Below are 26,151 nucleotides of genomic sequence, written 5' to 3' on the forward strand. Positions count from 1 at the left end.
GGACTTCGGAGGGGTCGGGGCATGGCGGAAGCGGTGTTCACGCAGGAGCGGGCGCAGGCGGTGCTGGAGTCCGCCGGACACCCGTCGGCCGACCTGCTCTCCTTCGGGGAGAACGCGGTCTTCGCGGCCGGCCGGCTGGTGATCAAGGTGGGCCGCGGGGCCGACCTGCTGGACCGCGCCCGCCGCGAGGTGCGCACCGCCGACTGGCTCGCCAAGCACGACGTGCCCGCGGTGCGCTCGGCCGAGTCCGAGGTGCGGCTGGTCGACGGCCACCCGGTCACCTACTGGCAGCGGCTGCCCGAGTCGCTGCGGCCCGCGGAACCCGCCGACGTCGCCCCGCTGCTGCGGCTCGTGCACGCCCTGCCGGAACCGGACTTCGGGCTGCCGCCGCGGGACCTGCTGGGCGGCGTGGAGCGCTGGCTGCGGCTGGCCGGCGACGCGATCGACCCGGCCGAGGCGGCCTTCCTGCGCGCCCGCAGGGACCGGCTGGCCGCCGCGGTCACCGAACTGGTGCCGCATCTGCCGCGCGGGCCGATCCACGGCGACGCGCTCCCCCGCAACGTCCACATCGGCCCCGACGGGCCCGTGCTGGTCGACCTGGAGACCTTCTCCTCCGACCTGCGCGAGCACGACCTCGTCGTGCAGACGCTCAGCCGCGACCGCTACGGGGTGCCGCCCGCCGCCTACTCCGCCTTCACCCGCGCCTACGGCTGGGACGTCGCCGACTGGGCGGGCTGCGAGGTGCTGCGCGGGGCACGGGAGACGGCCGGCTGCGCCTGGGTCGCCCAGCACGCGGCGGCCAACCCGGCCGCGCGCAGCGAATTCCGCCGCCGGGTGGCGTCGCTGCGCTCGGGCGACTCCACGGTGCGCTGGTACTCCTTCTGACACCCGGCTCCCCCTGACGACCGGCTCCTTCTGAACCTCCCCCACGCCGGGCGGCCGCGCCGCCCGGCGGTTTCCGCATGCCCGGCGGGTCCTGCCTGCCCGCTTGGCGTTAACCCTATCACCGATGTAAGACTTAAGAGGTCTCCCGCTTCCGGGTGACTCCCCTGCCGGGAAAGGGAATTGGCATGCCCAACACACTCGCGGGGCAGCGCGGCACCCTCCTGCTGCTCACGAGCGTCGAACTCCTCGTCTTCCTCGACACCTCCGTCGTCAACCTCGCGATGCCGAGCATCGGCAGCGCGCTGTCGCTGAGCCTCGCCACGCTGGTCTGGGTCAGCAGCGCCTACCAGGTCACCTTCGGCGGCTTCCAGTTGGGCGCCGGCCGCGCCACCGACCGGCTCGGCATGCGGCTGATGTTCCAGACCGGCCTGGCCCTCTTCACCGCCGCCTCGCTGCTGGCCGGGCTCACCCACTCCGGCGCGGCCCTGATCGCCGCCCGCGCCCTCCAGGGTGTCGGCGCCGCCATCCTGATCCCGGCCGAACTCGCCCTCATCACCGCGGTGTTCACCGACCCCGAGGCCTACCGGCGGGCCTTCGGGGTGTGGAGCGCCATGGGCGCGGTCGGCGCGGCCGGCGGTGTCGCCGCCGGCGGGGTGATCGTCTCCGCGCTCGGCTGGCAGTGGGTCTTCCTGGTCAACGTGCCCATCGGGGTCCTCGGACTGCTGGCGAGCAGCCGGCTGCTGCCGCGCGACGGCATCGACCTGCGCGCCGTCCGGCGCGGCGAACTCGACCTGCCCGGCATGGTCACCGGCACCGGGTGCCTGCTGCTGGTCGTCTACGTCGCCACCAAGGCCGCGGAAGGCTCACTCGACCTGCGGCACTGGCTGCTCGCAGGCCTCGCGGTGCTCCTCGGCGCGGCCTTCGCCGCGGTCGAACGGCGCACCCCCACACCGGTGCTGCCCTTCCGGCTCTTCCGCACCCGCGACATCGCCGGCTCCGCGCTGGCGAACTTCCTGGTCGGCGCCGCACATGTTCCCGTCTTCGTCTTCCTCTCGCTGTACTTCCAGGAGGTCCACCACTACAGCGCCGTCAAGTCCGGTCTCGCCGTGCTGCCCATCGCGCTGGTCGGCATCCCGGTGGCCCGGCTGCTCATCCCCCGGGCGCTCAAGGCCGTCGGCCCGCGCAGGGTCCTCGTCGCCGGCATGGCGCTGCTCGCCCTCGCGCTCCTGCTGCTGTCCCGGATCCCGGCGCGCGCGGACTACGCGGCCGACTTCCTGCCCGCCGCCATGGTCTTCGCGGTCGCGCTGCCCGCCTGCTTCGTCGGTGCGACGATGCCGGCGATGCGGGCGGCCGCGCCGGGCGAGACGGGGGTGGTGTCGGGCGTCGTCAACACCGCGCAGCGGCTGGGCGCCGGGCTCGGCGTGGCGGTCCTGGCCGCCGACGCCGGCGGCGGCGCCATCACCGGTTATCACCACGCCTTCCTCGGCGCCGCGGTCTTCGCAGGCCTCGGCCTGCTCGTTGCGGCCTTCCTCCTCGACGCCTCGGTCCCAGAGCCGTCCCCGGCCTCCTGACCCGCCACCCGGCCCTGCCCCTTGGGGAAGGCGGACCGCCCACCGCAAAGGGCGCCCCCCGGGAGGGTCAGGCGGCGGTGTGCAGCGGCCAGTCGCCGGGTATCGGCTCGGCTCCCGCGTTCTGCCGGCGCAGCCACGCCGAGAAGTCCTCGGCCCATGCCGCATACCAGCCGCCCTGGGCGACGTGCAGGTCCCACAGGTCGGCCTGGCCCGCCTCCGGGAAGCGGGCGGCGAGGGCGCGGGCGACCCGCACCGCGGCCAGGGCGTCCACGCCCGCGTCGTGCGCACCGTCGAGAGCGACGCCGTAGACCGCGCAGGCCGCCTCCAGCGTCCGCTTGCCCCTGCGGTACTTGTCGAGGGCGCGGTCGATGACCAGCGGGTCCACGACGGGTCCCGGACGCCCGCCCGGGGCGACCAGCGGCGGCAGGGCGTAGCGCCGCAACTCCGCGTCGAGCAGCGTGAGGTCGAAGGGCGCGTTGTAGATGACGACGGGGACCTGTGCCGCCCAGTAGCCGCGCACCGCGTCGGCGACCTCGGCGACGACCTCAGGCGCCGGGCGCCCCTCTGCGGCGGCGCGGGCGGTGCTGACGCCGTGGATGGCGGTGGTCTCCGGGGGTATCGGCACCCCGGGGTCGGCGAGCCAGGCCCGGTGCCGCACCGGCTGGCCGTCCTTGACCTCGGTGACCGCCGCGGTCACGATCCGCGCCTGCCGCGGATCGGTCCCCGTGGTCTCCAGGTCGAAGCCGACCAGCAGATCCTCGTGCCATGCCATGGCAAGTCCCCTTCCCGCCCCGTTGTCCCCCTGTGCCCTGCCATCATCGCGTGCACCACTGACAGTCCCGGGGTCAGGACACCGGCCTCGCGTCGGTCCAGATGCTCTCGAACTCCTCGCGGTAGACCTCGAAGAGCCCGGTGTCGGCGGGCCGGTCGTCGGCGACGACGCGCCGCGAACCGCCGCGCAGCACCATCACGGGCACCTCCATGCCGCGCGCCCTGCGCAGGTAGGACTGGACGACGGCGAGCCCGTCGCCGCTGTCGCCGTCCACGAGGTAGGCGGTGAAGCGCGGGGTCTCGTCGAACACCTGGATCTCGAAGGCGCCGGGGTCGCGCAGCCTGGCCCGCACCCGCCGCATGTGCATGATGTTCATCTCGACGGAGCGGCTCATCTCACCGCGCCCGAGGCCGAGTTCGCGCTCGCGGCGGCGGACGGCGCTGCTTGCGGGGTTGAGGAACAGCAGCCGCACCCGGCAGCCCGCCTCGGCGAGCCGGATCAGCCGCCGGCCCGAGTAGTTCTGCACCAGCAGGTTCAGCCCGATGCCGACCGCGTCGAGCCTTCTGGCGCCGGCGAAGAGGTCCTCGACGGGCAGTTGGCGCTGCAGCCGCACCCGGTCGGCGTAGACGCCGACGACGTCGGAGAAGCGGTCGGCGACCAGTTCCTCGACCGCGTCGACCGGCAGCCGCTGTGCGGACGTGCGGTCGCTGCGCGCGCCCAGCAGGTCGAGCAGCCGGGCGCTCGCCCGCTCCGCCTGGTCCAGGACGGTGCGGGACAGCGCCCGGTTGCGGGAGACCACGTGCCGGGCCACTTCGAGCTCGTCCAGGGCCAGTTCGAGGTCGCGGCGGTCGTCGAAGTAGGGCTCGAAGCAGGGCCAGTGCTGGACGACCAGCTCGCGCAGCTGGGGCAGCGTCAGGAAGCTGAGCACGTTGTCGTCGGCCGGGTCGAGCAGGAAGCCCTTCCTGCGGCTGACCTCGCGTACGGCGACGGCCCGCTGGACCCATTCGTGGCCGGCGGGTCCCGCGGCCGCGACGACCCACTCCTCGCCGTGCACGGGTTCGTAGATGGGCCGCAGCACCGCGTTGACGACCGCCCGCAGCCGCTGCTCGACCAGGTTCAGCCAGACGTAGGCGCGGCCCGCCCTGCGGGCGCGGGTGCGCACCTCGGCCCAGGCGTCGGCGCCCCAGTCCAGCTCCGCCCCGATCTCCATGGGCTGGGCGAGAGTGACCGCGCCCTGCGATCCCTCGACAGTGGTGTCGTGCTGGTCACCCTGCTCACCGCCTCCCGGGAGCATCAGACCTCCGGACGTCACCACTTCACCGCCTCCCACCCCCGTCCACGATCAAGGAAGGGTACTGCGGTGCGGGGGGTGTCGCAGCAGTATCGACCCTACTTGACTACTACCGGACAACCCCATCACTCGTACGGTCGCTGGCTGTTGTGGCAGTGTCACCCTCGGGTGGGAGCGGATGGGAAGATGACTGCTCGTCAAGCTTCGGCAACGCAGCCCCTCCGGGTGCGATGACCAGGTGACCGGGCCGCGCGCCCCGGTCAGGAGTGGAAGAGTCTCGACATGCAAGTCTGGCCGGGTCAGTCCTACCCCCTCGGCGCCACCTTCGACGGCGCGGGCACCAACTTCGCCGTCTTCTCCGAGGTGGCGTCGCGCATCGAACTGTGTCTGCTGCACGACGACGGGTCCGAGACCGCGGTCGAGCTGCGCGAGGCCGACGCCTTCGTACGGCACGCCTACCTGCCCGGTGTGATGCCCGGCCAGCGGTACGGCTTCCGGGTGCACGGCCCCTACGACCCGGCGCGCGGGCATCGCTGCAACTCCGCGAAGCTGCTGCTCGACCCCTACGCCAAGGCGATGAGCGGCGACATCGACTGGGACGAGTCGGTCTACGGCTACCGCTTCGGCCAGCCCGACTCGCGCAACGACCTCGACTCCGCCCCGCACACCATGACCTCGGTCGTCGTCAACCCGTACTTCGACTGGGCCGACGACCGGGCGCCGCGGATCGACTACCACCGCACCGTCATCTACGAGGCGCACGTCAAGGGCCTGACGATGACCCACCCCGGGCTGCCCGAGGAGATCCGCGGCACCTACGCGGCCCTCGCCCACCCGGCCGTGATCGGCCATCTGGTGGAACTGGGCGTCACCACCCTGGAGCTGATGCCGGTCCACCAGTTCATCCAGGACCACCGGCTCAGCGACGCGGGGCTCGCCAACTACTGGGGCTACAACACCATCGGCTTCTTCGCGCCGCACCACGCCTACGCCTCGCTGGGCGACCGCGGGCAGCAGGTGCTGGAGTTCAAGACCGCGGTGCGGGCGCTGCACCGGGCCGGCATCGAGGTGATCCTCGACGTGGTCTACAACCACACCGCGGAAGGCAGCCACCTCGGCCCCACCCTGTCGCTGCGCGGCCTGGACAACGCCTCCTACTACCGGCTCGGCGGCGACAAGCGCTACTACACCGACACCACGGGCACCGGGAACTCGCTGCTCATGCGCAGCCCGCACGTGCTCCAGATGATCATGGACAGCCTGCGCTACTGGGTCACCGAGATGCACGTCGACGGCTTCCGCTTCGACCTCGCCGCGACCCTGGCCCGGCAGTTCCACGAGGTCGACCGGCTCTCGTCCTTCTTCGACCTGGTCCAGCAGGACCCGGTCGTCTCCCAGGTCAAGCTGATCGCCGAACCCTGGGACGTCGGCGAGGGCGGCTACCAGGTCGGCAACTTCCCGCCGCTGTGGACCGAGTGGAACGGCAAATTCCGCGACACCGTACGCGACCTGTGGCGCGGCGAGAGCGCCACCCTCGCCGAGTTCGGCTCCCGGCTCACCGGCTCCTCCGACCTCTACCAGGACGACGGGCGCCGCCCGCTGGCCTCCATCAACTTCGTCACCTGCCACGACGGCTTCACCCTGCGCGACCTGGTCTCGTACAACGACAAGCACAACGAGGCCAACGGCGAGAACAACCGCGACGGCGAGAGCTTCAACCGCTCCTGGAACTGCGGCGCCGAAGGCCCCACCGACGACCGGCAGGTCAAGGCGCTGCGGCAGCGGCAGATGCGGAACTTCGTCGCCACGCTGATGCTCTCGCAGGGCGTGCCCATGCTCTCCCACGGCGACGAGTTCGGCCGCACCCAGCGCGGCAACAACAACGCCTACTGCCAGGACAACGAACTCGCCTGGATCGCCTGGCCCGACAAGCGCGGCACCGGCGAGGACGCCGACGAGGCGCACCGCATGCACGAGTTCGTACGGACGATGGTGTGGCTGCGGCGCGACCACGCCGTCTTCCGGCGGCGCCGGTTCTTCCACGGGCGGCCCGTGGAAGGCACCCACGACGAGCTGTCCGACATCGCGTGGTTCACCGCGGAGGGCGGTGAGATGACCCAGCGCGAATGGCAGGCCGCGCACGCCCGCTCGCTGGTCGTCTTCCTCAACGGCAACGCCATCTCCGAGCCCGGGCCGCGCGGTGAGCGCGTCACCGACGACTCCTTCCTGCTGATGTTCAACGCCGCGCCCTCGGCCCAGGAATTCCTGGTCCCGGTCAACCACGGCAAGGAGTGGCAGCTGGTCGTCGACACCGAGCGCCCGGAGGGGGTGCCTCCGGGCGCCGGGGAGCGGGTCGCGGCCGGGGACCGCATCCTCCTGGCCGACCGCAGCATGATCGTCCTCCAGAGGCCGGCCGACTAGGCCTGGGGCCGCCCAGGGGTGCCACTTGCCGTGAGCTTGCACCTTTCGGTGCGTCCTGGCTGGTCGCGCGGTTCCCCGCGCCCCTGAAAACGCTCACCCTCTTGTGCAGAGGGCGCCGCCTGAAAGCGCCGGCTCTGCGCACAGAGGGCAACCATCAGGGGCGCGGGGAACTGCGCGACCAGCCACAGCGCCGGGGAAGGTCCGGAGGCGACCTGAAGGGGCAGGACAGGCGGAACCCGGGTAGAGAGGTTGGCATGAGCGAAATGGCGGTGCCGAGCGCCACGTACCGAATACAGGTCCAGCCCGGGTTCACGTTCGCGCAGGCGGCGGCCGCGGCGCCGTACCTGGCGCGGCTCGGCGTCAGCCACCTGCACCTGTCCCCCGTGCTGGAGGCCGTGCCCGGTTCCGGGCACGGGTACGACGTGGTGGACCACACCAGGGTCAGGGCCGAGCTGGGCGGGGAGCAGGGCCTGCGGGAGCTGTCCCGCACGGCCCGTGAGCACGGCATGGGCCTGGTCCTGGACATCGTGCCGAACCACATGGCCGTACCGGCCCCCGAGTACCTGAACGGGCCGCTGTGGGCCGTGCTGCGGGACGGCCCCGACTCCCCCTTCGCGGACTGGTTCGACATCGACTGGGCCGCCCTGGGCGGCAAGGTGCTGCTGCCGGTGCTGGGGGAGCCGCTGCCGGACGCGCTGGGCGCCCTGTCGGTCGTACGGGACAAGGCCGCGGGCGGCAGGGTGCTGCGGTACTACGACCACCGCTTCCCGCTGCGCCCCGGCACCGAGGGACTGCCGATGCCGCAGCTGCTGGAGTCGCAGGCGTACCGCCTGGCGTACTGGCGTACCGCGCGGACCGACCTGAACTACCGGCGCTTCTTCACCATCGCCGACCTGATCGCGGTGCGTGTCGAGCGGCCCGAGGTCTTCGAGGCCACCCATGCGACGGTGCTGCGGCTGCTGCGGGACGGCGTGGCCGACGGGCTGCGGGTGGATCACCCGGACGGCCTCGCGGACCCGGCGGGGTATCTGCGGCGGCTGGCGGAGGCCAGTGGCGGGCGCTGGACGGTGGTCGAGAAGATCCTGCAGCGCGACGAGCCGCTGCCCGCGGACTGGGCCTGCGCGGGCACCACCGGCTACGACGCGCTGGACCGCATCGACGGCCTGTTCACCGACCCGGCGGGCGCCGCGGAGCTGGACGCCTTCCACCGGGCCTACACCCGCGCGGACGACGACCGCGGCGGCCGGTGGGCGCCGACGGTGCGCAGGGCCGCCCACCGGGTGGTCACCGTGGACCTGGCGGCCGAGGTCGCCCGGCTGCGCCGTGCGGCGGAGCGGGCCAGGGCGGGGCTGCCCGGCGCCGGGCCGTACCCCCCTGACGTGATGGACGACGCGATCCGCGAGGTGCTGGTGCGGGTGCCGGTCTACCGCCCGTACGTGCCGCCCGGCGGCCCCGCGGGCGGGAGGGACGAGGCGATGCTGGAGCGGGCCGCGTTCGGCGCCGGGCGGGCGCTGGGGCAGGAGCCGGGCGGCGCGGTGGACTTCGTACGGGACCTGGCGCTGGGCCGGTGCGCGGGGGCCGACGCCGACGACTTCACGGTGCGCTTCGCGCAGGTCGCCTCGGCGCTGCACGCGAAGTCCGTCGAGGACACCGCCTTCTACCGCTACACCCCGCTGCTGTCGCTGTGCGAGGTGGGCCGCGACCCGGGCCGCCCGGCAACCGACCCCGCCGACTTCCACGCCTACTGCGCCACCGTCCTGCGCGAGCGGCCCGCCACGGGCACGGTGCTGTCCACGCACGACACCAAGCGCAGCGCCGACCTGCGGCTGCGGCTCGCGGTGCTGTCGGAGATGCCGGAGGCGTGGCAGGAGTGGCTGGGCGCCCGCGAGGTGCGCGAAGCCGAACTCGACTGCCCGCCCGCGCCGAACGCGCAGGTGCGGTACACCGCCTACCAGACCGGTGTGGGCCTGGGCTTCTGCCACCCGGACCGGCTGGTGCCCGCGGTGCTCAAGGCGGTGCGGGAGGCGGGCCTGTACACCACCTGGACGGAGCAGGACGAGGGCTACGAGAAGGCGGTCGCCGAGTTCGTCGAGCACGGCCCCTGCGGGGTGCAGGTCTACGACGTCGGCGAGTTCGCCGCGCTGCTGCGCCCGTACGCCACCGCGAACTCGCTGGGCGCGGCCCTGCTGCACCTGACGATGCCGGGCGTGCCGGACGTCTACCAGGGCACGGAATTCCCCGTGCACACCCTGGTCGACCCCGACAACCGCGGCCCGATGACCGGCATGAGCGGCGGTGTCCAGCGCTTCGGGGTCGGCGGCACCCTGGACGGCCTGCTGGCCGGGCAGCCCCCGCGCGGCCCGGAGGAGGCCAAGCTGCGGCTGACGGCGGTGGCGCTGCGGCTGCGCAGGGACCACCCGCAGTGGTTCGGCCCGGCGGGCGCGTACGACCCGCTCGCCGCCGACGGCCCCGCCGCCGACCACTGCGTGGCCTTCCTGCGCGGCGGCAGCGCCCTGACCGCGGTGACGCGGCTGTCCCGGCGCCTGGAGCAGGCGGGCGGCTGGCGCGACACGGTGCTGCCGCTCCCCCCCGGCACCTGGCGCAGCCGGCTCGGCACCGGCACCTACCAGGGCCGGGTCCCGCTGGCGGAGCTGTTCGCGGAGTCCCCGGTGGCGCTGCTGACCCGCTAGGACCGGCCCGTCAGGTCCGCCTGATCGGCCTCCGGGAGCCAGTGCAGGGCCGGGTCGTAGCTGAGCCAGGACTGGGCGGCGGCGGTGGCGGCGAAGGCGGCGAGCAGCCGGGGCAGCACCGCGTGCTGCTCGCCGGTGCGCCAGATCGCGTGCCAGGCGTAGAGCGGCGCCGGCCCCCGTACGGGGATCTCGCTCAGGCCGCTGCCCGCGGGCACCTCGACGTCCGCGCACAGCAGCGAGAACAGCTCGGGATGCCCGGCCAGGTGCGCAAGGAAGGGGTCCAGGCCCAGGTTGATGCCGCCGAAGTCGTCGGGCACCCCGAAGCGCTCGGCGAAGGCCCGCAGGAACTCGACCTTCGCGCGCGGCGCCGGGAACCACAGCCGGGACGCCCGCAGGTCCGCCGGGCTCAGGGCGGTCGCGCCGGCCAGCGGGGCCGCCCGGCTCATCACCGCCTTGACCCGCTCCAGCCTGACCAGCCGGCGGGTCAGCCCGGCCGGCCACGGCTCGTCCAGGGCGTGGGCGCGGCCCAGCGCGAAGTCGATCTCGCCGTCGCGCAGGCCCGCGAGCGCCGCCGGGTAGCCGGGCCGCAGGCTCAGCTCGATGTCCAGGTCCTGGTCGCGGGCCACGACCTCGCGGACCGTGCGCAGCGGCAGGAACATGTGGCCCCACACACTGACCCGCAGCGGCCGCTCCTCGTGCCGTGCCGCGGCCACCGCCGCCTCCCCCGCCCGCACCAGCTCCCGGGCCGGTTCGAGGAACCTGCGGCCCGCGCCGGTCAGTTCGACGCCGTGCCCGGTGCGGTCGAAGAGCTTGCGGCCGAGTGCCTCCTCCAGGCGGGCGACCCGCTTGGACAGCGCCTGCTGCGTCAGGTACAGCTCGGCGGCGGCCTGCCCGAAGTGCAGCCGGTCGGCGGTGACCACGAAGGCCCGCACCTGCCCCAGGTCGAGATCCACCGCCGCACCCCCGTCCGTTCACGCCTGCCCGGTCGGCAGCACGATCACCTGCCGCAGGTTAACGCGCGCGGGCCGGCTGGTGACGTACGCGATCAGGTCGGCGATGTCCTCCGACGTCAGTGTGTCGGGAAAGGCCTGGAACATCCCGTCGAGCTGCGCCGACAACTCCGGGTTGTCGATGTGCCCGCCCAGTTCGGTGTCGGTCAGGCCCGGCTCGATGTTGGTGACCCGCACTTTGCGCGGCCCGAACTCGGCCCGCAGCGACGCCGACAGGTGGGTCAGCGCGGCCTTGGTGGCGCTGTAGACGGCGTAGCCGGGGAAGGTCAGGTGTGCGCCGATCGACGAGACGTTGACCAGGTCCGCGGGCCGGCCCTCGGCGCCGGCGGCGAGCAGGTCGTCGCGGAAGGCGTCGATGATCCGCAGGGCGCCGGTCAGGTTGGTGTCGACCATCCGCGCCCACTCGTCGCTGCGGCCGGCGTCGATCGGGTTGGGCAGCATCACGCCGGCGGCGTTGACCACCAGGTCCACCCGCCCGTACGCAGCCCTGATCCGGTCGGCGGCGGCCCTCACCGACGCGTCGTCGGTGACGTCCGCGGTGACGGCCAGCGCCTGGCCGCCGCCCGCGGCGATCTTCTCCGCGAGCGTGCCCAGCCGCTCGGCGCGGCGGGCCAGCAATGCGACCCTGGCGCCCTGTGCGGCCAGCAGCCGGGCGGTGGCCTCGCCCATCCCGCTGGCGGCTCCGGTGACGACGGCGGTACGGCCGGCGAGGCTGCCGAAAGTGGTGCTCATGACGTGTGACTCCCTGGTGGTGACCTGCCCGGCGCTCCTGCCGGGCTGACGGCTCCACTGTGCTGCGGCCCGCGGACGCCACCCAGGGCTCCGCTCCACCTGGGTCCGGCAGTACCACGCTCACGCCCGCGGGCCTGGCCTACGCTCGTGTGCATGGAGAACACACTGGGGGACTTCCTGCAGACCAGGCGGGCCAGGATCCAGCCGGAGGACGTCGGCCTGCCGCCGTACACCAGGCGCCGGGTGCCGGGGCTGCGCAGGGAAGAGGTCGCGCAGCTGGCCGGGGTCAGCGTCGACTACTACATCCGGCTCGAACAGGGCCGCGGCAAGAACGTCTCCGACGCCGTCCTGGACGCCGTCGCCCGCGTGCTGCGGCTCGACCCGACCGAGCAGCAGCACCTGCGGGACCTCGCACACCCCGCCCGCAGCGCCTCCCCCGCACCCTCCACGGCCGTACGCCCCGGGGTCCGGCTGCTGCTCGACAACCTGGCCGACCGCCCCGCCATGGCCATCGACCACCGCATGGACGCGCTGGCCTGGAACTCCCTCGGTGACGCCGTCCACGACTTCACCGGCGGCGCCCCCCGCAACATGCCGCGCCGGGTCTTCCTCGACCCGGGCGCCGCCGACGTCTACCCCGACTGGCCCGCGGTCGCCGCCGAGACCGTCGCCTACCTGCGGCTGCACGCCGGCCGGCACCCCGACGACCGGCGGCTCACCGAGCTGATCGGCGAACTGTCCGTGAAGAGCGAGCACTTCCGCCGGCTGTGGGCCGACCACCTGGTGCGCGAGAAGACCTACGGCGTCAAGCGGCTCATCCACCCTGTCGTCGGCGAACTCGACCTCGCCTACGAGACGCTGTCCCTGCCGGGCGACGCCGACCTGACCGTCGTCGTCTACACCGCGCAGCCCGGCACGCCCACCGCCGAACGCCTCGCGGTCCTCGCCAGCTGGCACGCCGGCGCGCGCCCCGCCCAGCGGGCCGGCCAGGTGTGACAACCAGGGGTTGTCACACGCGACGGAAGGCTGTTGGACGGCACCCCTGACCTGCGGTTCTCCTGGATCCAGCGCTGCGCGGCAGAACGCCGCCGCACCGGACCGAGGAGCTGACGATGAAGGCACTGCTGCCCACAGGGGACCCCGCCACCCTGGTCGCGCCGGGCGAGGCGGAAGAGCCGCGGTCCGGCCCCGGCCAGGCACTGGTCAAGGTCGAGGCCTTCTCCGTCAACCGCGGTGAGATCCTCCGGCTGCACGGCGCCCTGCCCGGCGTCGGCATGCGGCCGGGCAAGGACATCGCGGGCCTGGTCGTCCAGGCCGCCGCCGACGGCAGCGGACCACGCACCGGGCAGCGCGTCGTCGCCCACCCGCCGGGCGGCGGCTGGGCCGAATACGCGGCGGTCGACACCGACCGCATCGCGGTACTGCCCGACACGGTGCCCACCCTCACCGCCGCCGCCCTGCCGCTCGCCGGCCTCACCGCACTGCGCCTGCTGCGCACCGCGGGCAGCCTCGCCGGCCGCTCCCTGCTCGTCACCGGGGCGTCCGGCGGGGTCGGCCACTACGTCACGGAACTCGCCGTCGCCGCAGGCGCGGACGTCACCGCCGTCACCGCGACCGCCCCGCGCGGGCGGCGGCTGGCCGAATTCGGCGCCACCGTCGTGCACGACCTCGCCGACGCGGGCGGTCCCTTCGACACCGTGCTGGAGTCCGTCGGCGGGCCGACGACCGCCCGCGCCCTCGCGCTCCTGCGGCCCCGCGGGCAGCTGATCTGGTTCGGGCAGGCGTCGGGGGAGCCCGCCGCGCTCGACTTCTTCGCCTTCTTCGGCGGGCCCGTCTCCGCGACGCTGCGCCACTTCTCCTACGAGGACTTCCCCGAGCCGTACGCGGCCGACCTCGCGCTCCTCGTCCGCCTCGTCGCCGCCGGGCGGCTCCACCCGGAAATCGGCCACCTCGCCGACTGGTCGTCCACCCCGTCGGTCCTGACCGCCCTCCTCAACCGCGCGATCCCGGCCAACGCGGTCCTCAAGGTGGCCGCCTAGGCCGTGTTGTGGAAGTCCCGCCTGCCCCGCGACGCCTGGCACGCACGCTCGCTGCGTTGTCGGAGTCGTCCGAGCAGGCCCACTACGAGGACGACCCTCCGCCTTGCGATCGCACGCACCAGACGCCGCGGGGCCCGCCCTGTGGGCGGACGGCCCTACTTCCAAAACACGGCCTGGCGCCCCCTTCCCCCCGCCCGCCTCTCCCCCGGCGGCGAGCTGCCCGCAGGTGGGTGCCACGTGCCGTGGCGTTGCTTCCTTTCCGTCCGGTGGGGGCTGGGCGCGCAGTTCCCCGCGCCCCTGAAAACGCTCACCCTGCGGGAAGGGGGCACCCCTCAGGGGTGCGGGGAACTGCGCGACCAGCCCCCACCCACCGCAAGGTGCAAGCTCACCGCAAGTGGCAGGGCCTGACGGGGCGCCGGAGGGGCGCGGGGTCACCCGGTCAGGAGGGTGACGAGTGCGGCGGCGGGGCCGGCGAAGGTGGTGCGGGACCAGGCATAGAGGGGCCGCCGCCACGGCGGGGCGAGGGGGACGGCGGGGGTGCCCGGGGGGACCGCGTAGGAGGGCACCACGGCGACCCCCGCCCCGGCCGCGGCCATGGCCACGGCCGTGGTCGTGTGCTCGGTGCGCACCGCAGTCCGCGGCGCGAACCCGGCCCGCTCGCAGGCGAGGTCGATGAAGGGCCTGCCCTGAACGACCGGCTCCATCGCGCAGCGGATCCAGTCCCGCCCGGCGAGCGCCCCCAGCTCGATGGGCGCGGCTGCGGCGAGCGGGTCCCCGGGGGGCACCACGACGACGACCTCCTCGTCGCCGATGTGCACCGCGGCGGCGGCCCCGCCCCCGCCGTGGCCGACGGCGATGTCGGCGACCCCGCGCTCCATGCTGTCGTCGAGGTCCTCGTCCCGCGCGTATTCGTGCAGGACGAGTTCGACGCCGGGCCGTTCGCGCCGCCAGCGCGCGAAGACCGGGGGCAGCAGGCCGGCGGCCACGGAGTGGACGGCGGCGACGTGGAGTTCCCCGCCGACGGCCCCGGCGGCGGCGCGGGCGGCGCGTTCCGCCTGGGCGGCGCTGCCCACGGCGACCTCGGCGTGCGGCAGGAAGGCGCGGCCCATGGGGGTGAGCCGTACGCCCCGCGGGAGGCGTTCGAGCAGCGGGCCGCCGACGTACCGTTCGAGCGCCTTGATCTGGTGGGACAGTGCGGGCTGGGTGACGTGCAGTTGTTCCGCGGCCCGGGTGAAGGACCCGGCGGCCACGACGGTCACGAAGTACTCCATCTGGCGCAGGCTCATCGCGGCCTCCCATAAGCGCTCTGCATGCCTGCCACACACGTTAGGCCTTGGACTCATGGCAGGGCACCGCCGGAGACTGGCGTTCATGAGCGCAGAGGAGCGGGACGCGGCGGATGTCATCGTGGTCGGCGGCGGTACGGGCGGTTACAGCACCGCCTTGCGGGCCGCGGCGCTGGGCCTCGACGTGCTGCTGGTGGAGCGGGACCTGGTGGGTGGCACGTGCCTGCACCGCGGCTGCATCCCGAGCAAGGCGATGCTGCACGCGGCGGAGCTGGTCGACGGGATCGCCGAGGCGCGGGAGCGCTGGGGGGTGAAGGCTGCCCTGGAGGCGGTGGACTGGCCGGCGCTGACCGCGACGCGCGACGACATCGTGGCCCGCAACCACCGCGGGGTGGAGGCGCACCTGTCGCATGCCGGGGTGCGGGTGGTGCGGGCGGAGGCCCGGCTGACCGGGCCGCGTTCCGTGGCGGCGGGCGGGAGGGCGTACACCGCGGCGCGCGGCATCGTGCTGGCGACCGGGTCGCGCCCGCGGCTGCTGCCGGGCCTGGTGCCCGACGGGCGGCGGGTGGTCACCAGTGACGACGCGCTGTTCGCACCGGGCCTGCCGGACTCGGTGCTGGTGCTGGGTGGTGGCGCGATCGGCGTGGAGTACGCCTCGCTGCATCGCTCGATGGGCGCCCGGGTGGTCCTGGTGGAGGCCGCGGACCGGCTGCTGCCGCTGGAGGACGCGGAGGTGTCGCGGCAGCTGGGCAGGGGTCTGCGCAGGCGCGGCATCGAGGTGCTGGCCGGCGCGCGGATGACGGCGGCGGAGACCTACCAGGACGGGGTGCGGGTCACGGTGGTGACCGCCCGCGGCGAGACGCGGGTGCACGAGGTGGCGCGGCTGCTGGTCGCGGTGGGGCGGGAGCCGGTCACCGACGGGCTCGGCCTGGAGGCGGCGGGGCTGGCGACGGACGCCCGCGGCCATGTGGCGCCCGCCGACTGGGCGCGGCTGGAGACGGCGGTGCCCGGCATCCATGTGGTGGGCGACCTGCTGCCGCCGCCCTCGCCGGGGCTGGCGCACGCCTCCTTCGCCGAGGGCCTGCTGGTGGCGGAGGTGCTGGCGGGCGGCAGCCCGCGGCCGGTCGACTACCCGGCGGTGCCGCGGGTGACGTATTCGAGCCCGCAGACCGCCTCGGTGGGACTGACCGAGGAGCAGGCGCGCGAGCGGGGCCACGACGTGGTCGTGAACTCGATGCCGCTGACCGCGGTCGCCAAGGGCATGGTGCACGGGCAGGGCGGCAGTGTGAAGGTCGTCGCGGACCGCAGCGGCGGCCCGGTGCTCGGTGTCCACCTGGTGGGACCGCACGTCTCGGAGATGATCGCGGAGAGCCAGCTGATCGTCGGCTGGGAGGCGGAGCCGGCCGACGTGGCATGGCACATCCACCCGCATCCGACCTTGTCGGAGGCGGTGGGCGAGGTGTTCCTGACGCTGGCGGGCCGCGGGCTGCACCAGTCGGTGTGAGCGCCCGGCGGATTTGCGGCGAGTGAACTTCGTCTGAGCCGCCCGGTCGGCGGGCATGCATGTGCCCGGGACGGACTGTCGCGGACCGGACGGGAGACGTGTGTGCTGTTCGAAGTGTGGGCGCCCCTTGCCCAGCAGGTGGAGATCCTGGTCGACGAGCGCACCCACCGGCTCGACCCGGACCCGTCCCGTGAGGGCTGGTGGCGCACCGAGCTGCCGGCACCGGCGGGCACCCGTTACGCGTACGTACTGGACGGCGGCCCGCCGCTGCCCGACCCGCGCTCGCGCCGGCAGCCGGACGGGCCGGACGGGCCGAGCGCGGTCGTCGACCACGACGCCTTCGCCTGGTCGGCGCCCTGGCCGGGCCGCGGCCTGCCCGGCGCCGTCCTGTACGAGCTGCACGTGGGCACCTTCACCCCCGAGGGCACCTTCGACGCGGCTGCGGAACGCCTGCCGCACCTGGCGAGGCTGGGCGTCACCCATATCCAGCTGATGCCGGTGTGCCCCTTCCCCGGCACCAACGGGTGGGGCTACGAGGGCGTGTCGCTGTGGGCTGTGCACGAGCCCTACGGCGGCCCCGAGGCGATGAAGCGCTTTGTCGACGCAGCACACCGGCACGGCCTGGGCGTGGTCCTCGACGTGGTGCACAACCACCTCGGCCCCTCCGGCAACCACCTGCCGCCCTTCGGCCCGTACTTCACCGACCGCCACCACACCCCCTGGGGCGACGCGGTCAACCTGGACGCGCCCGGCTCGGACGAGGTCCGCTCCTTCCTGACCGGCAGCGCGCTGGCCTGGCTGCGCGACTACCGGCTCGACGGGCTGCGGCTGGACGCCGTCCACGCCCTGGTCGACACCCGCGCGCTGCACTTCCTCGAAGAGCTGTCCCTGGCCGTCGACGGGCTGTCGGCCGCGCTCGGCCGCCCGCTGTTCCTGATCGCCGAGTCCGACCTGAACGACCCGCGCACCACCGCCCCCCGGGAGGCCGGCGGCCTGGGCCTGCACGCCCAGTGGAGTGACGACTTCCACCACGCCCTGCACACCGCGGTCACCGGCGAGTCGCAGGCCTACTACGCCGACTTCGCCGCGGCGGGCCCCGCCGCGCTCGCCAAGACCCTCGGCCACGGCTTCTTCCACGACGGCAGCTACTCCTCCTTCCGCGGCCGGCACCACGGCCGCCCCCTCGACCCGAGCACCGCACCCGGCCACCGGCTGATCGGCTACGCCCAGACCCACGACCAGGTCGGCAACCGGGCCACCGGCGACCGGCTGACCGTGCGCCAGCTGGCCGCCGCCGCGGCCATCGTCCTGACCTCGCCCTTCACCCCGATGCTGTTCATGGGCGAGGAGTGGGGAGCGACCACGCCCTGGCAGTTCTTCACCGACCACCACGACCCGGAGCTGGGCGCGGCCATCACCCGCGGCAGGCGCCGCGAGTTCGCCGGCCACGGCTGGGCCGAGCAGGACGTGCCCGACCCGCAGGACCCGGCCACCCGGGACCGCTCCTGCCTGGACTGGGCCGAGCCCGACAAGCCCGAGCACCGCGAACTGCTCGACTGGTACCGCGCCCTGATCGCCCTGCGCCGCTCGGAGCCCGCCCTGACCGACCCGCAGCTCGACGCGGTCACCGCGACCGCGGGCGGCCGTACGCTGCGGGTCGCCCGCGGCCCCTTCCGCATCCTGGCCAACTTCTCCGACGCGCCCGCCCGGGTGCCGCTGAACTCCCCCTGCGAGATCGTGCTGGCCCGCCCCGGCTGCAAGCTCCTGCCCGGGCCGGCAGTCCAGCTCCCCGCCCGCGGGGCGGCCGTCCTGCGCACCACGGACGCTACGGTGGAGGCGTGACGCAGACACCCACGGAATCAGAACCGCTCGCCGACTGCGTGCTGTGCGGCGAGCCCACCGAGTACCCGGCGAGCACCCGCGGCGCCACCTACTGCCCGGTCTGCGAGTGGCAGGAGGCCCAGCGCACGGCCTGCTTCGGCTAGGGCCTGTCCTAGGTCTCCAGCAGTGCCGCCCGGCTGGCGGCCACGTCGAAGCCGGCCGGGGGGTACTCGGGGCCGATCAGCTCCAGGTGCTCCAGCAGCAGCTGGGCCACGGCCCAGTTGCGGTACCACTTGCGGTCGGCGGGCACCAGGTACCAGGGCGCGCTGTCGGTCGAGCAGCGCTCCAGCGCGGCTTCGTACGCCTGCTGGTAGGACGGCCAGAGCGCCCGCTCGGCGATGTCGCCCTCGTTGAACTTCCAGTGCTTGGCCGGGTTGTCCAGCCGGGCCACCAGGCGCTCGCGCTGCTCCTCGTACCCGATGTGCAGGAAGACCTTCACCACGGTGACGCCGTCGTCGGCGAGGGACTGCTCGAAGCGGTTGATCACCCCGTAGCGCCGGCTCCACGTCGACCGCGGCACGAGCTTGCGCACCCGGGCGATCAGCACGTCCTCGTAGTGCGAGCGGTCGAACACACCGATCTCCCCCGGCACCGGCAGCGCCCTGCGGATCCGCCACAGGAACGGGTGCTGCGACTCCTCGGCCGTCGGCGCCTTGAAGGCGGTCACCCGCACACCCGTCGGGTTCAGCCCCGCCGCCACGTGCTTGACGGTGCCGCCCTTGCCCGAGGTGTCCATGCCCTGGAGCACCAGCAGCACGCACCGGGGGTCACCCGCGGTGCTCTGCGCGAACAGCCGCTCCTGCAGGTCCGCCAGCCGCGCCCGCACCAGCTCCGTCTCGGCCAGCGCCTTCGCCTTGCCCCCGGGGCTGCCGGGCGTGGCCCGCGTGTCGTACTCCGCGAGGCTCACCCCTTGCGGGACCCGCAGCAGCGACCGCAGGCTGCCGTCCGCCTTCTTGCGCTTGTCCTTGGCCATGCACCGATCGTGCGCCCGTTCAGGCCGCCCCGCCAGCGCCGGCGTCCCTGGCCAGCGCGGTCAGCCGGGACACTGCACGGAAGTACTTCTTGCGGTAGCCGCCGGCCAGCAGTTCCGCCGCGAACAGCCGGTCGAAGGGCACCCCCGAGGCCATCACCGGTATCTCCCGGTCGTAGAACCGGTCGGCGAGCACCACGAGACGCAGCGCCGTCGCCTGGTCGGTGACCTCGCTGACCCCCGTCAGAAAGACCGCCTCGACCCCGTCGCACAACGCCCCGTACCGGCTCGGATGCACCGTCGCCAGATGCGCGGCCAGCGCCCCGAAGTCGTCCAGCGCGGAACCCGGCGTCCGCAGCGCCGCCCGCGTCACCTGCTCGTCCACGTACGGCTCCGGCGCCTGCGGAAGCCCCCGGTGCCGGTAGTCCTCACCGTCGATCCGCACACTGGTGAACCGCGCCGACAGCCCCTGTATCTCCCGCATGAAGTCCGCCGCCGCGAACCGCCCCTCCCCCAGCTTCCCCGGCAGCGTGTTCGACGTCGCCGCCAGCCGTACGCCCGCGTCCGCGAGCTTGCCCAGCAGCGTCGACACCAGCACGGTGTCGCCCGGGTCGTCCAGCTCGAACTCGTCGATGCACAGCAGCCGGTGGTCCTTCAGCGCGTGCACCGCCGGCTGGAAGCCCAGCGCCCCGACCAGGTTCGTCAGCTCCACGAACGTCCCGAAGGCCTTGCGCTCCCTGGGCGCGGGCGTCGCATGCCACAACGAGGCCAGCAGATGGGTCTTGCCGACGCCGTAGCCGCCGTCCAGATACACCCCGCCCGCCGGCGCCGCCGGCTCCCGCCGGAACCACCCCCGCCGCGCCTCCTGCGCCGGGCGCGCCGCGAACGCCTTGAGCTGCGCCACAGCCGCGGCCTGGCTCGGCTGCGCCGGGTCCGCCTCGTACGTCTCGAACCGCACCCCGTCGAACCGCGGCGGCGGCACCATCTCCTGGACGAGCCGCCCGACCTCGACATGCGGGCTGCGCCCGCTGAGGGCGACCGGTCTGATCAGCGCGGAAGACGACACGGCTCCTTAGCCTAGTCCGTCCTCCCACGCCTGCCGGCGTGGGGTTTCTCTCCCACCCGCACCACCCGTGCGAGTTGTAGTTCGTCGAACGGTCTCCCAGTGGGCGGTGCCCCGCCATCGGCGGCTGCGCGCCGACACCCCCCGGCGAACCGCCAGCAGCTGCCGCGGCCGAGGACGCAGCGAAGGCCACCTCGCCGACAACTCACCGCAAGCCGCCATCGCAGCCGAGGGGACGATTCGGGGGTGTCCCCGCAGGCATGCGCGCGACTCCCGCCGCCTCGTTCGGGAAGAGCCGAGGCGCGCAGGCCGAGGAGATACCCCCGAAGCGGCACCGACCCCGGCCGCACACAGCACGCGCACCCCGAGCGGACCAAAAGCGCACGTGGGAGACTGCGCGCATGCGCCGCCTGCTTCCTTCCGCCGGGACGACAGACCCCGACCTCGACACCCCCCGCGGCCTGGCGGCCGCCTACGCGTACCCGGCGCCCCGGGAGAAGGACCGCCCGTACCTACGGGCGAACATGGTCGCGTCGCTCGACGGCGCCGCCCACGCCGAAGGCCGCTCCGCCCCCCTCTCCTCCCCCGCCGACATGCGCGTCTTCGGCACCCTCCGCGCCCTGGCCGACGCCGTCCTCGTCGGCGCCGAGACCGTACGCCGCGAGGGCTACCGCCCGGCGAAGGCCCGCAAGGACTTCGCCGAGCAGCGCGCCGCCGCCGGCCAGCTCCCGGCCCCGGTGATCGCGGTGGTGAGCCGCAGCCTGGACCTGGACCTGGACGCCCCGCTGTTCCGCGAGCCGGTGACCCCGGCGACCGCGACGATCGTGCTGACCTGCACCGCCGCGCCGCGCGAGCGCAGGGCGGCGGCGGAGGCCGCCGGCGCCCGGGTGGTCCTGGCGGGGGACACCGCCGTGGACCCGGTGCGGGCGGTCGCGGAGATGGCCGCGCTGGGCCACACCCGGCTGCTGCACGAGGGCGGCCCGCGCCTGCTGGCGCAGTTCGCGGCGGCCGGCGTGCTGGACGAGCTGTGCCTGACGGTGGCGCCGCTGCTGGTGGGCGGCGACGCGCCCCGCGTGATGAACGGCCTCCCGATGCCGGCCGGGCCGACGGCGTACGTACCCCTGTCCGTCCTGGAAGAGGGCGGACAGCTGTTCACCCGTTACGTCCGCGGGTAGACGCCCACCACCCCTGCGGCGCGCACCGCGCGCACCCGGGGCAAGGATGAGCCGCAAAAAACCGGATTCCACCGTTCCGCTTGGCTCCGCTCGGGAACACTTACAGCGATGCCCTGTGAAGACCGGGGCAGGATGGACCCATGGCGGCCCAGTGGCCTGCGAGAAAGAAGGACGCGTCCGTGTTCACGACCGTACTCATGATCGAGAAGCCGCTCGCTTCGGCGGACGTGGAGCTGATCACGTCTCTGCACGGCGAGGAGCAGGTCTCCTTCGTGGTGCTGATGCAGCCCCGCGGCGACCAGGACCGGCTGCTGCGTGCGGTGGACGACGTGGCACTCGGCTATATCGAGGACGCGGCCAAGGAGCGCGAGGTGCCGGAGGGCGAGGAGGCCTTCCAGCCCGCGGAACGGGCGCTGGCGCACTCGATCGGGGCGCTGCGCGCGGCCGGCGCGGACGCGGTCGGCGAGATCGTCCAGAAGCACCCGCTGGACATGCTCAAGACGGTCGTGGAGCGCACCGGCGCCGACGAGGTCATCGTGCTGACGGCGCCGCACTTCGTGGAGGAGTTCTTCCACCGCGACTGGACGTCGCGCGCCCGCCACAAGGTGGGCGTTCCGGTGCTGAAGCTGTTCGCACAGGCGGACGACGGCGAGCGGCCCGCGCAGGGGTGACGGACGGCGGGCGCGGGCAGTGCGAGAATCGGCTGACCCGTCAACGGCTCACCCTTTGGAGACCCGCGTATGAGCCCGTCCGTTCCGCCCACCATGGACCGACCGCACTTCATCGGTATCGGCGGCGCAGGGATGTCGGGGATCGCGAAGATCCTCGCGCAGCGCGGGGCGCACGTGGCGGGCAGCGACTCGCGGGAGTCGGAGACGGCCGCGGCGCTGCGCGCCCTGGGCGTGACCGTGCACATCGGGCACGACGCCGCGCACCTGGCGCGGGACGCGACGGCCGTCGTGGTCTCCAGCGCGATCCGGCAGGAGAACCCGGAGCTGGCGGCGGCCCGCGAGCGCGGGGTACCCGTGGTGCACCGCAGCGACGCGCTGGCCGCCCTGATGGAGGGTGCCCGGGCGATCGCGGTGGCCGGCACGCACGGCAAGACGACGACCACCTCGATGCTGGCGGTCGCGCTGACCGCCCTCGGCATGGAGCCGTCGTACGCGATCGGCGGCGACCTGGACGCGCCCGGGTCGAACGCCCACCACGGCGCCGGCGAGGTCTTCGTCGCGGAGGCCGACGAGAGCGACCGCAGCTTCCACACGTACGCCCCCGAGGTGGCGATCGTGCTGAACGTGGAGCTGGACCACCACGCAAACTACGCCTCGATCGAGGAGATCTACGAGTCCTTCGAGACCTTCGTCGGCAAGGTGCGGCCCGGCGGCACCCTGGTGGTGTCGGCCGACCAGCCGGGCGCGGTGGAGCTGACCTCCCGGGTGCGGGACATGGGGGGCCTGCGGATCGTGACGGTCGGCGAGGCCGAGGGCGCGGACGTGCGGGTGGTGAAGATCAACCCGCGCGGCCTGACCAGCGAGGTCACCGTGCTGCTCGAGGGCAGGATGCTGACCTTCACGGTGTCGGTGCCGGGCCGGCACTACGCGCTCAACGCGGTCGCCGCGCTGGCCGCGGGCATCGCGATCGGGGCGCCGGCCCGCAACCTGGCGTCGGCGCTCGGCAAGTACACCGGTGTGAAGCGCCGGCTGCAGCTCAAGGGCGAGGCGGCGGGGGTGCAGGTGATCGACTCCTACGCGCACCACCCGACCGAGATGGCCGCCGACCTGGAGGCGATCCGCGGCGCCGCGGAGGGCGGCCGGGTGCTTGTGGTCTTCCAGCCGCACCTGTTCAGCCGCACCCGGGAGCTGGGCGTGGAGATGGGCGGCGCCCTGGCGCTGGCCGACGCGTCGCTGGTGCTGGACATCTACCCGGCGCGCGAGGACCCGATCCCCGGGGTGACGAGCGCGGTCATCATCGACGCGGCAAGGGCGGCGGGCGCCGACGTGAGCGCCGAGTCCGACCGGCAGGCGGTGCCCGCGGTGGTGGCAGGAATGGCCAAGCCGGGTGATCTCGTTCTCACCATGGGGGCGGGCGACGTGACCGACCTCGGACCGCTGATTCTCGCCCGCCTCGGCAGCTGAGAGGACCTCCATGTCGTATGAAGTGAACAAGACCGACGAGCAGTGGCGCACGGAGCTGTCGCCCGAGGAGTACGCGGTCCTGCGCAAGGCCGGCACCGAGCGTCCGTTCACGGGCGAGTACACCGACGTCACCACCGAGGGCGTGTACGCGTGCCGGGCGTGCGGCGCCGAGCTCTTCCGCTCCGACACGAAGTTCGAGTCCCACTGCGGCTGGCCGTCGTTCTACGACCCGGCCGACACCGACGCCGTCGAGCTGATCGAGGACCGCTCGATGGGCATGGTCCGCGTCGAGGTGCGCTGCGCGCGCTGCGGCTCGCACCTGGGCCACGTCTTCGAGGGCGAGGGCTACGGCACGCCCACCGACCAGCGCTACTGCATCAACTCGATCTCGCTCAAGCTCGCCCCCAAGGAGTAGCGGCCCCAGCCCGTCAGGGGTAGGTGCGGCGGGCGGCCCGCAGGGAGAGGGAGCAGGCCGCCGCGGCGAGCACGGCCGCGGCCGCCAGGGCCGGCACCGGGTAGGAGACGGACCCGGTGCGCGAACCGGTGACCAGGTCGGTCACCGCGGCCTGCGCCGGGGAGCCCGAGACGATCAGCACGGCGCCCGCCGCCAGCCCCGTGGCGAGCAGCGACCAGCCGCCCCGCCGCAGCAGCGGCGGGTTCGTGAGCGCCCCGACGGCGGTGCCGAGCAGGACGGAGACCGCGGCGGCCAGCAGGCCCGCCACGGCCGCAGGGCCGACCGGCACCGCCGTGCGCATGTCGTCGGAGTAGGCGCTGCTGACGGCCGCGACGACGCCCGTGCCGACCGCGCCGAGCAGCGCGGACGCCAGCACCGCGGTGCCCAGTGCCCCCGCCTGCGCCTGCCGGGCGCCGACCGCGGAGGCCACGCAGGCCCGCGCGGCGGGCGGCTCGTTGCCGACGCAGACCCGTACCATCCACGCGGCGACCGGCAGCAGCAGCGCCGCCGCGTACCCGAGCGAGCCCAGCACCGGCTGGCCGCCGGACACGCCGATCGCCATGACGGCGCCGTACAGGAGCAGCGGCGGCAGCCAGCGGTGCGAGCGGGCCAGCAGCCCTGCCTGGTAGGCCAGCAGGGCCGCGGCCCGCTGCCGTACACCGGTGGCCGCGGGCACCTCCGGCAGGTCGGGGGCGACCGCGGCGGCCGGGGTGTGGGTGCGGACACCGGTGACATGCCACGGCGGGTCCGCGCCGAGCAGCCCGCGCAGCGCCGCGTCCGACTCCTGCGCGGGCACGACGAGCCGCAGGTCCGAGTCCTCGGGGCCGCCGGGCCGCACCGCCTCGATGACGACGCCCTCCGCGGGCGGCGGCGCGGCGGTCGTCAGGTCCACGGCCACGGGTCCCGTCCCCGCCGGCACGGTCACCGTCACGGTGGCCTCGCCCGCCAGCCGGCGCGCGTCGTGGTCGACGAACACCACCGTGCCGCCCGCCGCCACCCGGGCGCGGACCGCCGCGTCGAGGGCGCCGCGGGCGTCGGTGTCCAGGCCCGTCCACGCCTCGTCAAGGACCAGCAGCGCGGGGTCGGCCAGCAGTGCCTGCACCACCGCGACCTTCTGGCAGGTGCCCTTGGACAGCTCGTCCAGCGGGGTGCGGGCGTACGCCCCGATCCCGAAGCGGTCGAGCCAGTGCTCGGCCCGGGCCCGCGCGGCAGCCGCGGGCAGGCCGCGGAGCGCACCGATGTGGGTGAGATAGCGCAGGACGGGGAAGGGCAGCGCCGCGGGAAAGCGCTCGGGCACATACGCGGTGGACGCGGCCGGGCGGCCGGTGACCCTGCCCGCGTCGGGGGCGTCCACCCCCGCCAGGACGCGCAGCAGCGTCGACTTGCCGCTTCCGTTCACACCCTGCACGCGCACCAGCGCGCCCGCGGGCACCTCCAGCGTGACGTCCCGCAGCACCCACGGGCCGCGCACCCCGTAGCGCCGCCCCACGCCGTCGAACCGCAGCAGTCCCGTCGCACGCACGACCCTCATCCTGGCCCACCCGCCCGTGGGCCGCCAAGCCGCGGTGGCAGACTGGGCCCGTGACCAGCCCCTTCCAGCACAGCGCCGCCGAGCGGGACGCGGCACCGCAGTTCGTCCTGCCGCTCGTGGTCCGCATCGAACGCGACGCTCCCCCCGCCCGCACCGACGCGCTGGAGACGGCCGCCCGGGCCGTACTGACCCTGCTGTCCGACGAACGCGCCACCGCCGAGGACGGCGAATGGACACAGGCGGTACGCGACTGGGAGGACGCCAGGATCAGAAAGGTCGTACGCCGGGCGCGGGGCGCGGAATGGCGCAGGGCCGAGGCGCTGCCCGGCATCACCGTCACCGGCCGCACCGCCGAGGTGCGGGTCTACCCGCCCGTGCCGCTCGACGGCTGGCCCAAGGACCTGGCCAGGCTCCAGGTGTCCGGCACCGAGCTGGACGACCGGGGGCCGGTCCCGCCACCCGAGGCGGGAGTGCCGGTGCTCTGGATGAATCCCGAGGTAACGATGTCCGCGGGCAAGGCCATGGCCCAGGCCGGGCATGGAGCGCAGCTCGCCTGGTGGGAGCTGGGCGCTCCCGGGCGCGCTGCCTGGAGGTCGGCGGGCTTCCCCCTCGCGGTCCGCACGCCCGCGAGCCGCGTCTGGACGCGGCTCGCGTCCACCCCCGCGCTCCCCGTCGTCCGTGACGCCGGCTTCACCGAAATCCCCCCGGGCACGCCCACGGTCATCGCCTCCTACCCCTGAG

At 74.2% G+C, this 26,151-nt stretch carries 22 protein-coding genes; 14 read left to right on the forward strand and 8 right to left on the reverse strand.

The window, feature by feature from the left end:
• Positions 1-21 precede the first annotated feature (21 nt).
• Complete coding sequence (locus tag JT723_RS12595; RefSeq protein ID WP_205044652.1) at positions 22-885, forward strand: aminoglycoside phosphotransferase family protein; 864 nt, start codon at positions 22-24, stop codon at positions 883-885.
• Between the two features lie 185 nt (positions 886-1,070).
• Positions 1,071-2,456 (forward strand): MFS transporter, encoded by a 1,386-nt coding sequence (locus tag JT723_RS12600; protein WP_205044653.1) that lies wholly within the window; start codon positions 1,071-1,073, stop codon positions 2,454-2,456.
• Between the two features lie 67 nt (positions 2,457-2,523).
• Here the strand turns inward: JT723_RS12600 and JT723_RS12605 are convergent, their stop codons facing one another.
• Both JT723_RS12605 and JT723_RS12610 read right to left on the reverse strand, forming a co-directional pair.
• Entirely contained in the window at positions 2,524-3,228 is a 705-nt protein-coding gene (locus JT723_RS12605; protein WP_205044654.1) for an exonuclease domain-containing protein, read from the reverse strand.
• Between the two features lie 73 nt (positions 3,229-3,301).
• On the reverse strand, positions 3,302-4,522 hold the full coding sequence (locus JT723_RS12610) for an SAV2148 family HEPN domain-containing protein (RefSeq protein ID WP_205044859.1): 1,221 nt from the start codon (positions 4,520-4,522) through the stop codon (positions 3,302-3,304).
• A gap of 279 nt (positions 4,523-4,801) precedes the next feature.
• Between JT723_RS12610 and glgX the strand changes: the two genes are divergently transcribed.
• Together glgX and treY are read left to right on the forward strand one after the other, a co-directional pair.
• Positions 4,802-6,940, forward strand: a complete 2,139-nt coding sequence (gene glgX, locus JT723_RS12615) for a glycogen debranching protein GlgX (protein ID WP_205044655.1) — start codon at positions 4,802-4,804, stop codon at positions 6,938-6,940.
• A gap of 254 nt (positions 6,941-7,194) precedes the next feature.
• Positions 7,195-9,630 carry a malto-oligosyltrehalose synthase gene (gene treY / locus JT723_RS12620; protein WP_205044656.1) on the forward strand — a complete coding sequence of 812 codons (2,436 nt, stop codon included), beginning with the start codon at positions 7,195-7,197 and terminating at the stop codon, positions 9,628-9,630.
• On the opposite strand, the gene JT723_RS12625 is transcribed toward treY, so the two are convergent.
• Positions 9,627-10,583, reverse strand: coding sequence for a LysR family transcriptional regulator (locus JT723_RS12625; protein WP_205044657.1), 957 nt, complete (start codon positions 10,581-10,583; stop codon positions 9,627-9,629). The two genes, treY and JT723_RS12625, sit on opposite strands and share 4 nt — an antisense overlap.
• 18 nt (positions 10,584-10,601) lie before the next feature.
• On the reverse strand, positions 10,602-11,372 hold the full coding sequence (locus tag JT723_RS12630) for an SDR family oxidoreductase (protein ID WP_205044658.1): 771 nt from the start codon (positions 11,370-11,372) through the stop codon (positions 10,602-10,604).
• 153 nt (positions 11,373-11,525) lie between these two features.
• On the opposite strand from JT723_RS12630, the gene JT723_RS12635 reads away from it, so the two are divergent.
• The gene (locus JT723_RS12635; protein WP_205044659.1) at positions 11,526-12,368 is read left to right on the forward strand and encodes a helix-turn-helix domain-containing protein; all 843 of its coding nucleotides are present in this window, start codon (positions 11,526-11,528) and stop codon (positions 12,366-12,368) included.
• Positions 12,369-12,484: 116 nt separating this feature from the next.
• Positions 12,485-13,411 (forward strand): zinc-binding dehydrogenase, encoded by a 927-nt coding sequence (locus JT723_RS12640; protein WP_205044660.1) that lies wholly within the window; start codon positions 12,485-12,487, stop codon positions 13,409-13,411.
• Positions 13,412-13,842: 431 nt separating this feature from the next.
• Here the strand turns inward: JT723_RS12640 and JT723_RS12645 are convergent, their stop codons facing one another.
• Complete coding sequence (locus tag JT723_RS12645; protein ID WP_205044661.1) at positions 13,843-14,697, reverse strand: LysR family transcriptional regulator; 855 nt, start codon at positions 14,695-14,697, stop codon at positions 13,843-13,845.
• An 85-nt stretch (positions 14,698-14,782) separates the two neighbouring features.
• Here JT723_RS12645 and lpdA point away from each other — a divergent pair, with 85 nt between their 5' ends.
• The 3 genes from lpdA (at position 14,783) to JT723_RS36560 (ending at position 18,186) form a co-directional block, all read left to right on the forward strand.
• A complete protein-coding gene (lpdA, locus tag JT723_RS12650) occupies positions 14,783-16,201 on the forward strand; it encodes a dihydrolipoyl dehydrogenase (RefSeq protein WP_205044662.1) in 1,419 nt (472 codons plus the stop codon).
• A gap of 102 nt (positions 16,202-16,303) precedes the next feature.
• The gene (gene treZ, locus JT723_RS12655; protein WP_205044663.1) at positions 16,304-18,043 is read left to right on the forward strand and encodes a malto-oligosyltrehalose trehalohydrolase; all 1,740 of its coding nucleotides are present in this window, start codon (positions 16,304-16,306) and stop codon (positions 18,041-18,043) included.
• A complete protein-coding gene (locus JT723_RS36560; RefSeq protein ID WP_443608057.1) occupies positions 17,956-18,186 on the forward strand; it encodes a hypothetical protein in 231 nt (76 codons plus the stop codon). Before treZ ends, JT723_RS36560 begins: the two co-directional genes overlap by 88 nt.
• Positions 18,187-18,194: 8 nt before the next feature.
• Here the strand turns inward: JT723_RS36560 and JT723_RS12665 are convergent, their stop codons facing one another.
• Positions 18,195-19,055 (reverse strand): PPK2 family polyphosphate kinase, encoded by an 861-nt coding sequence (locus JT723_RS12665; RefSeq protein WP_205044665.1) that lies wholly within the window; start codon positions 19,053-19,055, stop codon positions 18,195-18,197.
• Between the two features lie 19 nt (positions 19,056-19,074).
• Positions 19,075-20,118: a cell division protein ZapE gene (gene zapE / locus JT723_RS12670; RefSeq protein ID WP_251513541.1), complete on the reverse strand. Its 1,044-nt coding sequence runs from the start codon at positions 20,116-20,118 to the stop codon at positions 19,075-19,077.
• 398 nt (positions 20,119-20,516) lie between these two features.
• Here zapE and JT723_RS12675 point away from each other — a divergent pair, with 398 nt between their 5' ends.
• The 4 genes from JT723_RS12675 (at position 20,517) to msrB (ending at position 23,840) form a co-directional block, all read left to right on the forward strand.
• A complete protein-coding gene (locus JT723_RS12675; RefSeq protein WP_205044666.1) occupies positions 20,517-21,290 on the forward strand; it encodes a pyrimidine reductase family protein in 774 nt (257 codons plus the stop codon).
• A 179-nt stretch (positions 21,291-21,469) separates the two neighbouring features.
• Positions 21,470-21,961 (forward strand): indole-3-glycerol phosphate synthase, encoded by a 492-nt coding sequence (locus JT723_RS12680; protein ID WP_205044667.1) that lies wholly within the window; start codon positions 21,470-21,472, stop codon positions 21,959-21,961.
• Positions 21,962-22,030: 69 nt separating this feature from the next.
• Entirely contained in the window at positions 22,031-23,425 is a 1,395-nt protein-coding gene (gene murC / locus JT723_RS12685) for a UDP-N-acetylmuramate--L-alanine ligase (RefSeq protein ID WP_205044668.1), read from the forward strand.
• A gap of 10 nt (positions 23,426-23,435) precedes the next feature.
• Positions 23,436-23,840: a peptide-methionine (R)-S-oxide reductase MsrB gene (gene msrB / locus JT723_RS12690; protein WP_205044669.1), complete on the forward strand. Its 405-nt coding sequence runs from the start codon at positions 23,436-23,438 to the stop codon at positions 23,838-23,840.
• A 13-nt stretch (positions 23,841-23,853) separates the two neighbouring features.
• Here the strand turns inward: msrB and JT723_RS36120 are convergent, their stop codons facing one another.
• Entirely contained in the window at positions 23,854-25,401 is a 1,548-nt protein-coding gene (locus JT723_RS36120) for an ATP-binding cassette domain-containing protein (RefSeq protein ID WP_307794064.1), read from the reverse strand.
• Between the two features lie 59 nt (positions 25,402-25,460).
• Here JT723_RS36120 and JT723_RS12700 point away from each other — a divergent pair, with 59 nt between their 5' ends.
• On the forward strand, positions 25,461-26,150 hold the full coding sequence (locus tag JT723_RS12700; RefSeq protein ID WP_205044670.1) for a peptidyl-tRNA hydrolase: 690 nt from the start codon (positions 25,461-25,463) through the stop codon (positions 26,148-26,150).
• Position 26,151: the final 1 nt, after the last annotated feature.

This window comes from Actinacidiphila bryophytorum, assembly GCF_016916835.1.
Lineage (GTDB): Bacteria > Actinomycetota > Actinomycetes > Streptomycetales > Streptomycetaceae > Actinacidiphila > Actinacidiphila bryophytorum.